This window comes from Candidatus Eremiobacteraceae bacterium (assembly GCA_035314825.1).
Lineage (GTDB): Bacteria > Vulcanimicrobiota > Vulcanimicrobiia > Eremiobacterales > Eremiobacteraceae > JAFAHD01.
This window is the reverse complement of sequence record DATFYX010000051.1, coordinates 1-10,735: the sequence shown is the minus strand read 5'-3', so window position 1 is coordinate 10,735 and position 10,735 is coordinate 1. Positions and strand designations below refer to the sequence as shown.

At 63.2% G+C, this 10,735-nt stretch carries 11 protein-coding genes and 1 pseudogene; all 12 read right to left on the bottom strand.

The annotated features are described in order from the left end of the window. A partial coding sequence (locus tag VKF82_06915) for a secretin and TonB N-terminal domain-containing protein (protein ID HME81791.1) occupies positions 1 to 1,635 on the bottom strand: 1,635 nt, incomplete at its 3' end. Positions 1,636 to 1,638: 3 nt separating this feature from the next. Further along, positions 1,639 to 2,148: a hypothetical protein gene (locus VKF82_06910; protein HME81790.1), complete on the bottom strand. Its 510-nt coding sequence runs from the start codon at positions 2,146 to 2,148 to the stop codon at positions 1,639 to 1,641. Further along, a complete protein-coding gene (locus VKF82_06905; protein ID HME81789.1) occupies positions 2,145 to 3,017 on the bottom strand; it encodes a hypothetical protein in 873 nt (290 codons plus the stop codon). Before VKF82_06905 ends, VKF82_06910 begins: the two co-directional genes overlap by 4 nt. Further along, positions 3,014 to 3,598 (bottom strand): PilN domain-containing protein, encoded by a 585-nt coding sequence (locus VKF82_06900; GenBank protein HME81788.1) that lies wholly within the window; start codon positions 3,596 to 3,598, stop codon positions 3,014 to 3,016. Before VKF82_06900 ends, VKF82_06905 begins: the two co-directional genes overlap by 4 nt. Before the next feature lie 22 nt (positions 3,599 to 3,620). After that, positions 3,621 to 4,733 (bottom strand): type IV pilus assembly protein PilM, encoded by a 1,113-nt coding sequence (gene pilM, locus VKF82_06895; GenBank protein ID HME81787.1) that lies wholly within the window; start codon positions 4,731 to 4,733, stop codon positions 3,621 to 3,623. A gap of 216 nt (positions 4,734 to 4,949) precedes the next feature. Beyond that, positions 4,950 to 5,651 (bottom strand): Crp/Fnr family transcriptional regulator, encoded by a 702-nt coding sequence (locus VKF82_06890; protein ID HME81786.1) that lies wholly within the window; start codon positions 5,649 to 5,651, stop codon positions 4,950 to 4,952. A gap of 54 nt (positions 5,652 to 5,705) precedes the next feature. Continuing rightward, positions 5,706 to 6,464: a prepilin peptidase gene (locus tag VKF82_06885; GenBank protein ID HME81785.1), complete on the bottom strand. Its 759-nt coding sequence runs from the start codon at positions 6,462 to 6,464 to the stop codon at positions 5,706 to 5,708. Between the two features lie 11 nt (positions 6,465 to 6,475). Continuing rightward, entirely contained in the window at positions 6,476 to 6,922 is a 447-nt protein-coding gene (locus tag VKF82_06880) for a prepilin-type N-terminal cleavage/methylation domain-containing protein (GenBank protein HME81784.1), read from the bottom strand. A gap of 464 nt (positions 6,923 to 7,386) precedes the next feature. Beyond that, positions 7,387 to 7,482, bottom strand: a pseudogene (locus tag VKF82_06875) (prepilin-type N-terminal cleavage/methylation domain-containing protein). Between the two features lie 199 nt (positions 7,483 to 7,681). After that, entirely contained in the window at positions 7,682 to 8,437 is a 756-nt protein-coding gene (locus VKF82_06870) for a sigma-70 family RNA polymerase sigma factor (GenBank protein HME81783.1), read from the bottom strand. A 2-nt stretch (positions 8,438 to 8,439) separates the two neighbouring features. Further along, positions 8,440 to 9,666 carry a type II secretion system F family protein gene (locus VKF82_06865; protein HME81782.1) on the bottom strand — a complete coding sequence of 409 codons (1,227 nt, stop codon included), beginning with the start codon at positions 9,664 to 9,666 and terminating at the stop codon, positions 8,440 to 8,442. Positions 9,667 to 9,781: 115 nt separating this feature from the next. Then, the coding region (locus VKF82_06860; protein ID HME81781.1) for a type IV pilus twitching motility protein PilT at positions 9,782 to 10,735 on the bottom strand (954 nt) is incomplete at its 5' end.

Sequence of the window (10,735 nt, the reverse complement as noted above, 5' to 3'; positions counted from 1 at the left end):
GATCACCGGCGTCACCTGCAAGATGATGCCGATGTCGATGTAGTTCACCTGGAACTGGCCGGCCTGCGAGGAGTAGTAGACGATCGGGTAGGTCTGGCCGATCAGGATCTTGGCCTGCTGGTTGTTGAGCGCTTCGACGCGGGGATCAGCGAGCAGCGACGCCTGATTGTGCGTGATGAGATAGTTGATCTGCGCGCTTATGTACAGCGCGTTGCGCGTGAACGGCTGGAACGTGATTGGATTGCCGCTCATGACCGGCGGCACGGCGGTCTGGAAACCCGTGCAGGCGATGCAGTTCTCGAACAGCCCGAGCGCCGACGAGCCCGTCCAGTTGACGCCGACGTTCGTGGTGTCGTTCTGCTTGGTGACGTCGATGATCTTGACTTCGAACATCACCTGCGGTGCGGGCACGTCGTCTAACGCCATGAAGTTGCGCGCGGTCTGGATCACCTCGGGCGTGCCGCTGACGATCAGCGTATCCGTTCGCGTATCGATGGTGAACGCGCTTGTCGGCAAGACATGGATCAGTTGCTTCTGCAGGTCGGCCGGCGTCGCGTAGCGGATCGGGAAGGCAACCGTCTGCGCGGCCTGGCCAGCTGAGCCGAACTGTTTGTCCAGTTCATCCTCGGTGCCGACCACGTAGATGTTCCCCACCTGGCGGTATTCGAGTCCGTTGGTGCGCACGATGAGGTCAAGCGCCTCGCGCAGCGGCACATCGTGCAGGCTGATCGTCGTCGTCCCCTTGACGCTCGCGGTCGCGACGATGTTCTGGCCGCTCTCCTGCGCCAACAGCTTGATGACGTCGAGCAGATCGCCGTTCTTGATGTCGATCGACACGGTCCCCGCGGGGTGCATCGTCGTGCTCGAGCTGCTCGAGGGGGCGCTTGGGAACGACGGTCCGGCCATCGACGGGCTGACCGTGGTCGTGCTCGTCGTGTGCGTGTGCCCGCCCGGAACCTTGCAGTAGTACTTGCCGCCGGGCAGCCAGGGGTTGGGCGTCGCGCGAGAGACGACTTCGGGGGCGGCGTGGACGGCCGGCTGCGGGGTGGCGCCTGGTTTGGCGACCGCGACGGCCGGGGGTGCCGCCATCGCGACGTGCTGGGGAGCCGGTGCCGATGAGTCGGCGCCGATCTCTTGCGTCTGGCGAGCGCCTGCCGCCCGCGCCGCGGCCGCGGCGGCCGTCGGATCGAGCGCGTGCGCCTGTTGCGAGGTGGCAAGCGCTAACGTCACCGACTGTTCGCCGTTCTTTTGGTTGAGATCGTACTTGGCTGCGCCTTTCGATTCCACGACGATGCGCATGACCGCAGGCGACTGCGAGAGCTGCCCCACGCGCACTTGGCGAATCGGCCCATCCGAGAAGGCGATGACCTTCGTGCGCCCGTCGTACGAGGCCGGCGTCACGTCGATCACCAAATCCTGGACATCGCTGCTCGAGTCGACCGAGTACTTGTGCACCTGGGTCGAAACGGCCTCGTCGGCCACGACGGTGAGCTTGAAAGCCCCGCCGCTGCTGCCGTAGCTGACATCGGTCACCGAGTTGGTCGCACTTGCGCCGGGCATTGCGAGGGCTATGCAGCCCGCGCCGAGCAGCCCTCCCAAAAGCCAGGTCGCGATCGACCGATAGTGCCGTTGCATGGTTTAACCCCCTAGCGAGAAGTTGCGCACGCCTTGCGCTGACGAAAGTGTCACGTAGCCGGGTCCGATGGCCACGACGCGGAACTTGCCTTCGATGGAGTCGCCCTCGCGCGCGACAAACGACTTCCCATCCGCCTCGATGATCGCTGAGTATCCGTTCGCCTGGACGATGCCGCTGACGCGCACGCCGTCCCAGATGGATTGCGTCTTACCGCCGCTTGGTGCCCCTTCAAACCCCGGCAGTGTCGGGATGCGCGGGAAGCGGTTGCTCGCCACATGCGTCGGTGCGGTTGATCCGAATTGACCGGCAAGCGGTACGAAAGGATCGGCGCGACCTGCGTTTGGGTTCGGCTTCGATACTACGATCGGCACCGGCGTCGACACGGCCGGCGGCGGACCGACTTCTGTGTGTTGGGCGACCCGCACAGGTCCTTGTGTCGGAGGCGGCGGCGAGCCGCATCCTGCGGCGGCAAAGCACGCGAGCAAGATCCCGAGCGACGCGCTGGTCTTCATTTCTTGACTCCCGGCTTGGGCGTCGGGCTCGGTAGCACGAGCGGACCGCTCGGCGGCGCGTTCGGGCTGAGCCGATAGGCCACGATCGGCAGCGTGATCTTCAGGCGCGGGCTCGCGCCGACGGCGACCGTGCCTCCACCCGGCACAATCGTCACGTCGCCGACGCCGATGAGCTTTTGGAACTTGGCAAGATCACGCAGGAAGTGCTCAAGACTATCGTAGTGGCCGTCGAAATCCATGCTGAACGGTACCTGGTTGAATGATTGAGCAAGGTAGGCAAGCGCTGCCTGACGAGCGGGATTTTCCTCTGCGCCTGACGCCGGCGCGGCCCCCGCCGGGCTCCCGGGAATCGGCGTGGCTCCGGGCGCCGGGGTTCGTTGCGCGGTCTGGCCGGTCTGCGCGCTCACGGCGTTCTGGGCGCCGACGCCGCGGGCCACTTGGTTGGCGACGCCACCCACAATCGGGATGTTCGGCGCCCTCACGGGTCCAGGCGTTGGCGCCCCGCTCGGTGCGGGCGATGGCGAGGCGGTCGCGGCCGGTGTCACGGTGGTGATGATCAGGCCGTCTTTGCCGGCCAGATCCTCGACTTGTTTCAGGAACGAGGGGACGTACAGTCGCGGGTCGGCCGTCACCTCGACGCCTTTGAGCCGCTGGCGGATCTGGTCGGTGAACGCGAGGTAGAGCGGCTTTTGATCGGCGACGCGTTTGAGGTCGTCGTACTGCGCCTGCAGGTCGGCGATCTGTGCGCGCGTCGCAGATTCTTGGTTCTTCTTGGGCTGGATCACGAAGAAATATCCCAGCAGCAAGATGACGACGAACAGGCCACCGACGATGAGTATCCGGTTGAGCGTGCTCAGCTGCAAGTTCATTGGCCCACCACTGCCTCATTGAGCACGCCGTCGACCGTGAAGCTGATGCCCCCGCGGGCCGGTTGGCCGTTTTCCACCGTCTGCGTCGCGGTTTGCAGCGCCGCGTCGCCGAACATGCGCGAACTGTCAAGGTTGAGCATCAAATCAGCGATGCTCGTGTAGCTCTCGGTTTTGCCTTGGATCGCGACCGAGCCGCCGGCGGTGCCGTGCGAAATCGTCAGGTTCGTGTACCAGACGCCGCGCGGGTCTTGGTTGCGCAGATCGACCAATACCTCGGCCAGCTGCAGCGGGCTCTGCTTGATCCGCTCGAGCAGCTCGGCCTTAGCGCGTAGCTGTTCTGCTTCGTCGCGCAGGTCGTCGACCTCTTTGACCGCTTGCTGCTCCTGCGTCACCCGCGCCGAAAGATCCGCATACTGGTTGTTGAGATCGGTGATGGTGCGGTTCTCGTAGATCGAAAACGCGAGCAGTCCGATGAGCTCGAGCGCGATGAACGTCAGGCCAAGCGCCAGCGTCCGGTCGAAGATGACGACGGCCGGTCGCTGTGACGATGGAAGCAGGTTGATATTCAGCACGAACGCCACCCCTTACGCATCTTCAGACGCCTCATGCAGCCCGGCCGGCTTCAGCCACGTCGCGCCGCCCGAGGCCGGCTGCCACGATAAGCGCTGGGCCCATGTCGCGCAGGTACTCCGCCGGAAAATCCACCGCGTTATACGAGGCGCGCTCAAGCGGATCAGCGATCGCGACGGGCAGCCCAAGCTCTTGGCCGAGGAACGCGTCGATGTTCGCCAGGCGCGCCGAACCGCCGCCGAGGATGACCGACTCGATCACCTCGCCGCGGAACCGCGTGCGGAAGTAGTCGAGCGACTTATGGATCTCCGAAACGAGCTCGGTGAGCGGGGGCGTGATGATGTTGAACAACCGCGTGACGGTGGGCGCGACCGGCTCGGTCGAGCCCTGTGTGATGATCGCGGCCTTTTCGCGCTTCATCTTCTCCGCTTCGTCGGTGGAGATGTTCATGCCGCCGGCGATCGCTTTGGTCATCGCGTCGCCGCCGATCGGCACGTAACGCGTGAACGGCACGAAGCCGCCTTTGGTGACGTTGATGCTGGTGGACGAAGCCCCGACGTTGATGATCGCGATGTTCTGTTCGAATGCCGCATCTTCGGGCGAGAGCATGGCACGCACCATCGCGAACGGCTCGATCTCGACGACCGAAGCCTGCAAGCCGGCAGCCTGCAATGCGGAAAGCTGCGACAAGACCAGCTCTTTTTGCGCCGCGACGATCAGCACGTCCATGTTCTGGCCGTCTTCCGAACGCCCCAAGATCTTCGCGTCCATCTGCGCTTCTTCGACCGAGTACGGGAGGAAGCGCTCTGCTTCGTATTTCGTCGACTCGAGCAGCTCGCGTTCGCTCATCACCGGCATCGTGACTTGACGGACGACGACGGTCGGCCCGGTGACCGACGTGACGACGCGGCGCGCGGTGAACGCGCCATCGGTCATGAGCTGGCGCAACGCGTCGCCCACGGCCGGCGGATCGACGACAACGCCATCTTTGATCGCATTGACCGGCGTCTGTATACGATACACGTGCTCGAGCGCCGGACCGCGCGTCGATTGGCCGAACTGCACCGCCTTGATCTCGGACGAACCGAAATCGACGCCGATGTGATGGCTACCGCCGCGGGAGAACACCCGACTGAGGAACGACATGGCCGTCCTATCCAATCCCCACGAGATGCCGAAGCGACAACGCGTAAGACCGTCCGGGAAAAAACGTCTTACGCTTTCATCATCGGCAAAGCCGGGACGGGGATTTAGAACATTCATTCGCCCCGGCCTGCCCGGCGAAGATGAAGGCGTCCCCTTTTGAGGGACGCCTCTCTCCCGGCCTATGGAGCGGTCGAATTCATTCGACCGCTGATCCGTTCACGCCACGATCGTCTTGAGCTTCGGCATGTCGGTGATGACGATGTTGGCGGTGCGCATGTCGATGAGCTTCTCATCCCAGAAGCGGTTGAGCATGCGGTTCACCGTCTCGCGCGTCGTGCCGATCATGTTCGCCATCTCTTGATTGGTCAAGCGCAAAGTGAGACGCGTGCCGTTGTCGGCCTGCTCGCCGAAGTTCTTCGAAAGATGGATCAGCAGCGACGCCAAACGCGTGCGAATGTCCTGATACGCAGCTGCCTGGATGGCCTGGTTTGTCTCGCGTAGCCGCGACGAGAGCGCCAGCACCAGGCTCAAGCTCATCGCCGGGCTCTTGGCGAGCAGTTCGAGGAAGTCTTTACGGGCCAGGATGGCCACGTCGACGTCGCGCAACGATTTGATGGTTGCGGAGCGAGGCGACCCGTCGAGCACGCCCATCTCGCCGAAGAAATCGCCTTCGCGCAAGATCGTGAGAATCGTCTCTTTGCCGTCGTTGCTGACGCGGGTCACCGCGACGTTGCCGTTGACGACTATGAACAGCGCGTCGCCCGGATCGCCTTCGTAGACCAGCACGGCGTGCTTGGGATAATGGCGCGCGATCATCAGCGACGCGACCATCGCGCGGTCCTCGTCGGAAAATTCTGCGAACAGCGGCACCTTCTTGAGGAGCGCTGCGTCTAGTGGCTTATCTGTGGTTCGCTGCACGGTCTCACCGCCTCATAGTGACTATCGGCAGGCCGCAGCGGACGCTTGAGGATCCTAGTTGCCGAAAAGCGCGTGGTAAGCGTCGTACGGACCGGCGAAGAGCGCCGGCACGAAGGTCGCAAGTATGGCCGCTATCACTAAGAACGGACCGAACGGCAGTGCGTCCCTCCGACCCCTGCGGCGCGCCACGAGCACTGGGATGGCGAGCAGCGCGCCGATGATGAACGCCGCCGCGGCGGTCCACAACATCAGCGGAAAGCCCAGGAATAGGCCGAGCATGGCCGCGAGCTTGACGTCGCCCAGACCCATGCCGGCGCCGCGTGTCAACAGATAGATCGCGCCGAAAATCACGGCGCCGGCCAAGGCACCCTCAAGCGCCGGCACCAGACGATGCGTCGCAATGGCGAGCGCGAGGCCGATGAGGGCGCCGGAGATCGTCGTGCCGTCTAGCACCAAGAGATGATCGAGATCGATGAACGCGATGACGATGAGCAGCGCGCCCAACGCGCATGCGCCGAACGCGGTGAGGGTCGGCCCGAACTCCAAAAACGACAGCGCGAACAGACATGCGGTGAGCGTTTCGACGAGCGGATAGCGAGCGGCGATCGCGGCGCCGCAATAGCGGCAGCGGCCGCGCAGCATGACCCAGCTGACGAGCGGCACGTTGTCGAGCGGGCCCAGGGTATGACCGCACGACGGGCAGTGCGAGGCTGGAAACACGAGCGACTCGCCGCGCGGCAATCGGTAGATGACGACGTTGAGAAATGATCCGAACGCCGCGCCGAACAGCGCGCCCAGTGTTGGGGCGATCAAAGCGAAGATCTCTATTTCCCCGTGATCCCCGAGCCCGAACAGTAGATGACAGAGGTCGACCCGAGTGCCGCGTTGTCGATCTGCGCCGTCGAATCGTGGCCGCCGGCATCGGTGATCTCGTACTTGACGCCGGAGTTCAGACAATCCGGAGCCGTGGCCGAATACTGGTATTGCGCGCCGCTCACGGGATCGAGCGGCGTCGCGCTCAGATAGTTGAGGCTTCCCCCGAACATCGCCGGAGCCACCGCCTGCGTCGCTGGATACGTGCCGCCGGTGTCGACCGCGTACTCCTCGAGTGCGACGGCGATCTGCCGCTCCGTGCCCTCACACGCAGCGGTTTGGGATTCGGCTCGGGCGTGCAGAAAGTTGGGGACGAGAATGGCGGCCAAGATCGCGATGACGGCGATCACTATCATCAACTCGATCAGCGTAAATCCCCGGATCCCTCGGCGGTCCATAGCTTCACAATGCCCGTCTCGCTCGCGTCGTAGTCGTGCGCTGCGTCATGGGTGAAAAAAGAAGAGCCGCAATGGCGGCTCCTCCTTGTGGCGTGATGTGCGCGCGTTTACGGCTCGCTGGTGACGCCCGATCCAGAGCAGTAGACGACCGATGTGTCGCCGAGGGTACCGTTTGCGATCTGGACGGTCTTGTCGTGGTTTCCGCCGTCGATGATGTCGTAGGTCACCGTGCCGCCGACCAGGCACTTCGCCTGCGCGGCCGGGTTCTCTAAGGTGTACTGCTGGCCGGCCGTGACCGGATCTGTCGGCGCCGCGGCCAGATACGGGTTAGGCGGCAACAGGACCGCCATCGCGCCGAACGTTCCGCCAGCGGGATATTGGCCGCTGTGATCGACCGCGTACTCCTCGAGTGCGGTCGCCAGCTGCTTCTCATTGCCTTCGCACGCTGCTGTCTGTGATTCGGCGCGCGCATGCAGGAAGTTGGGGATCAGGATCGCCGCCAAGATCGCGATGATCGCGATAACGATCATCAGCTCGATCAGCGTGAATCCCTTTTGCAGTTTCTTCACGAAAGTGATTCCTCTCTTATTGCTTTACAAGTACTTGTGCTAGCTCCCGATCGACCGCCACTTCCACAGACGGCCGCGCGCCGCGAAACCCATGTTCGCGTCGTGCGTTAACGCGCCGGGGAGAACTTTCATATGGTGCAATGCCCAATTCGGAGCAGGCCAGACAGAAAGTTGTCCCTCGCTGCGGGATTTAGACGAGCCTGTCTCGCATCTTGGTAAGCGTCCGGGCGAGTACGCGCGACACCTGGCGCTGCGTCGAACCGATCCGCTGCGCGATCTCCGTCTGCGTCAGGTCCATGAAAAAGAACAGATAGACGACGCGCTTTTCAAAATCTGCCAACTGTTCAAGCGCCATATCGAGTGTCACTCGGTCTTCTATTGGCAGCTGGAACGAGAGGTGGCGGCGGCTGCGGATGGCGTCGACGCGCACCTGGGCGTCCTGGCTTTCCGCATTGGGCGTCATCGACATCAGATTGTACGATGCGCGCAGCTTGAGGATTTCTTGGATGCCGTCGGGCGTCACGTTCATGCGCTCGGCCAACTCGTCTACGCTCGGTTCGCGCTGCAGCTTGGCCACCAGCTCGTCGCGCGTCGCGTGCAGGCGGGCATTGAGCCCGCGATACCAGCGCGGCGGCCTGATGACCGGCGCCTGATCTCGCAGATAGTGGGTTATCTCGCCGGCGATCATCGGCCGCGCGTACGCCTCGAACGGGACGCCCATGCTCGGATCGAAGTTCTCGACCGCCTTGATAAGCCCGACGTAGCCGACCTGCGTCAGGTCGTCGCGCATGCTGGGGTCGCGGGCGAAGTGGCCGGCGACGCGCTTCACGAGGGGCATGTGGCGTACGACCAACGCATCGCGCAGCTCAAGGGACCGATGCTTCCGGTACTGCTCGAACTCGGTATTCGGCACGATGCTCGCGGGCGCTGCCAAAGTCGCTCCCACAGCTATTTGATGTTCCCGATGATCTGATAGAGCGGCAGGAACACCGAGATGACGATGAAGCCCACGATGAATCCCATGATTAGGATGAGGATCGGCTCGAGCAATGAGGTCAGCGAGGCGAGCATGTACTCGACTTCGGTATCGTAGAAGTCCGAGATCTTCGAGAGCATGCCGTCCAGATTTCCCGTCTCTTCACCGACCGCGACCATCTGGGTCACCAGGGGTGGGAACAGCCCAGAGAGCTGGAGCGGCACTGCGATCGACTCGCCCTCGCGGACTGATTCCCTCACTTTATTGACCGTCTCGGCCACGACTTCGTTACCGGACGCCTTGCCGACGATCTCAAGGGCCTGCATGATCGGAACGCCCGATTGCAGCAGCGTCCCGAGGGTGCGGCAGAAACGGGAGATGGCGACCTTGCGGATCAGGATGCCGAACACTGGCAGCTTGAGCTTGAACGCGTCGAACTGGCGCCGACCGACTTGCGTGCTCGTGTAGCGGTTGAACAGGATGAACCCGACTATCAGCAGCACGATGGTAGGGCCGAAGATATACGGATTGCGCGCGCCGTTGGTGAACGCGATGAGGATCTTCGTCGGCACCGGCAGCGTCATGTGCATGCCGTTGAAGAGCTCGACGAAGGTCGGCATGATGAAGATGACGAGGAACATCACGATCAGGACGGCCATGACGAGGATGACCGCGGGATAGGTCATCGCCGACTTGACCTTCTTCTTGAGGTTGAAGTCCTTTTCGAGGAAGGTCGCCAGCCGGTTGAGGACGTCGTCGAGGATGCCGCCCAGTTCGCCGGCGCGTACCATGTTGGTGAAGAGCGGAGAGAAGACTTTCGGGAACTTGCCCAGCGCCGCGGCCAACGTCGAACCGCCCTCGACCTCGCGGCGCACGGCGGTGATCACGGGCTTCAGCACGCCGTCTTCGGTCTGGACGCTGAGCACGTCCAAGCAGCGCACCATCGCAAGGCCGGCGTTGATCATGGTCGCGAACTGACGCGCGAAGACGACCAGCGCTTGCTCGTTGACGCTGCGGAAGCGTTGGAAAATCTGCCCGACGTCCGCATTCAGACCGGTGGTCTGTTTCTGCGTGATGCCGGTGACGTAATAGTTCATCTCGCGGAGCTTGGCGCGCAGGACGCGCTCGTTCTCCGCCTCGATGACGCCGTTGACCGATTTTCCAGTCGAGTCTTTGGCCTGATACGCGAAACTTGGCATGGATTGTTCCCTTAGCTCAGAGCTTGACGGCTTGGCCGACGACTAAGATAACGAGTAGAATTAATAGCCACCAAAGCGACATCTGCATGGCTGCGCCCCCTCCCTCTCCAGCGCCTTACGTACCCTCGATGAGCTTGCGCAGCTCCTCGGGGTGCATGGACGCGTTGAACGCCTCTTCGGCGGTGATCATGTGCTTACGGACCAGGTCGCGTAACGACATGTCGAAGGTCTGCATGTGCATGCCGCGGCTGGTCACGATCGAGTTGTGGATCTGATGCGTCTTGTTCTCGCGGATCAAATTGCGGATGGCCGGCGTCGCCACCATGACCTCGGCCGCGGGGACGCGCCCGACGCCCGATGCGTGGGGCAGCAGGCGCAGGCACACGACGGCCTCGATGACCGATGCGAGCTGCACGCGGATCTGCTGCTGCTGGTGGGCCGGGAAAACGTCGATGATGCGGTCGATGGTCTGCGCCGCGTCGGAGGTGTGCAGCGTGGCGAACACGAGGTGGCCTGTCTCCGCGATGGTCAGCGTGACGGCGATGGTCTCCATGTCGCGCATTTCGCCGACGAGCACGACGTCCGGGTCTTCGCGCAGCGCAGCGCGCAGGGCGTTCGGGAACGAATGCGTGTCTTGGCCGACCTCGCGCTGGTTGACGATCGACATCTTATGGAAGTGCAGATATTCGATCGGGTCTTCCATCGTCATGATATGGCGCGCCATGCTTGCATTGACGACGTCGAGCATCGAGGCCAGCGCCGTCGATTTGCCCGAACCCGTCGGTCCCGTGACCAGGATCAGGCCCGCGGGGCGCTGTGTCAGATCCGACATCACGGTCGGCAGATTGAGCGTCGACAGCGGCGGCACGGTCGAGGGGATGGCGCGGAACGCGGCGCCGATGACGCCGCGCTGTTTGAACGCGTTGACGCGGAAGCGGCCGAAGCCCTTGAGGCCGTGGGAGAAATCGAGCTCGAGATTCTTCTCGAAGCGCTCCTTTTGCGCATCGGTGAGGATGCTGTAGACCAGGCGCTTGGTGTCCTCCGGACTGAGCTTGGGGAACTCGGTCGG